Origin of the sequence: Pseudomonas sp. C2B4 (assembly GCF_013359695.1) — a bacterium.
GTDB lineage: Bacteria > Pseudomonadota > Gammaproteobacteria > Pseudomonadales > Pseudomonadaceae > Aquipseudomonas.
This window is the reverse complement of the sequence record NZ_JABFMU010000132.1, coordinates 1-1,114: the sequence shown is the minus strand read 5'-3', so window position 1 is coordinate 1,114 and position 1,114 is coordinate 1. Positions and strand designations below refer to the sequence as shown.

The 1,114-nt window shown below is 63.7% G+C and carries 1 protein-coding gene; it reads right to left on the bottom strand.

Features of this window, described 5'->3' with window-relative positions; genetic code table 11:
• Positions 1-30 precede the first annotated feature (30 nt).
• Positions 31-1,059, bottom strand: coding sequence for an IS30-like element ISShes10 family transposase (locus tag HNQ83_RS30995; RefSeq protein ID WP_011711660.1), 1,029 nt, complete (start codon positions 1,057-1,059; stop codon positions 31-33).
• Between the last annotated feature and the right edge of the window lie 55 nt (positions 1,060-1,114).

Sequence of the window (1,114 nt, the reverse complement as noted above, 5' to 3'; positions counted from 1 at the left end):
GGCTGGTTGCAGGATCTGAGTGCAACACGGTTATTGAATTGAAGCGGGAGCATCATGCCGCATCACCACGGCTTCTTGCATCACTTCGCCCATCACCTCGATCGGGCATTTGAAGTCGAAGCGTTTGCGCGGTCGCATATTCAGTTGCAAAGCGATGGCGTCCAGGGCTTCCTGACTATGCACCGACAAGTCCGTGCCCTTGGGCAGGTACTGGCGGATCAGTCCATTGATGTTCTCATTGCTGCCGCGTTGCCAGGGGCTGTGCGGGTCGCAGAAGTAGATCGCCACCCCGGTCCGCTGGGTGATCTCGGCGTGCCGCGCCATCTCCCGGCCCTGGTCGTAGGTCATGCTCTTGCGCACCGCCAGCGGCATGCCATTGAGCGCCGCACTGAAGCCCTCCAGCGCCGAGGTCGCCGTCGCGTCGGCCATCTTGATCAGCATCAGGTAGCCGCTGGTACGCTCCACCAAGGTGCCCACCGCCGAGGCATTGGCCTTGCCCTTGATCAGGTCGCCCTCCCAATGGCCTGGCATCAGCCGGTCTTCGACCTCCGGCGGGCGCACGTGGATGCTGAGCATTTCAGGGATCTGGCCGCGCCGATCGACGCCGCCAGAGCGCGGCCTGCGACTCGTCTTGCCCTGGCGCAGGCAGATGATCAGCTCCTTGCGCAGGCCACCGACCGGCAGGGCGTAGATCGCGTTATAGATCGTCTCGCGGCAGACGTAGGCCTCTCTGAGGCTGGGTATGTTCATGCTGCGCAGCTTGCCGGCAATCTGCTCGGGAGACAAACCCTCACGCAGCATATGGACGACCAGCTCGAAGCGCTCACTGCCCGGCAGCAGCTTGCACTGAGGCCTGCAGACCTGGCGGCGGACCTGCATCTGCTGCTGGGCAGCACAGGCCTGGTAGCGGGTGCCAGGGGCCCGGTTGCGGCGCAGCTCCCGGCTGATGGTCGAGGGGGAGCGGCCGAGCATCCGGGCAATTCGCCGCTGGCTGAAACCTTGGGCAAGGCCGAGTTGAAGGGTCGCACGTTCGGGGATACTGAGTTCGTGATAGGACATAGTGGCAGCACCGTACCGGAAAGGTCAGGTGTTGCACTCAGTTTTTGCGGCCGCC

Excerpts from the sequence above, each read along its gene's own strand:
- HNQ83_RS30995 (WP_011711660.1), bottom strand. The coding sequence starts at position 1,059 with ATGTCCTATCACGAACTCAGTATCCCCGAACGTGCGACCCTTCAACTC.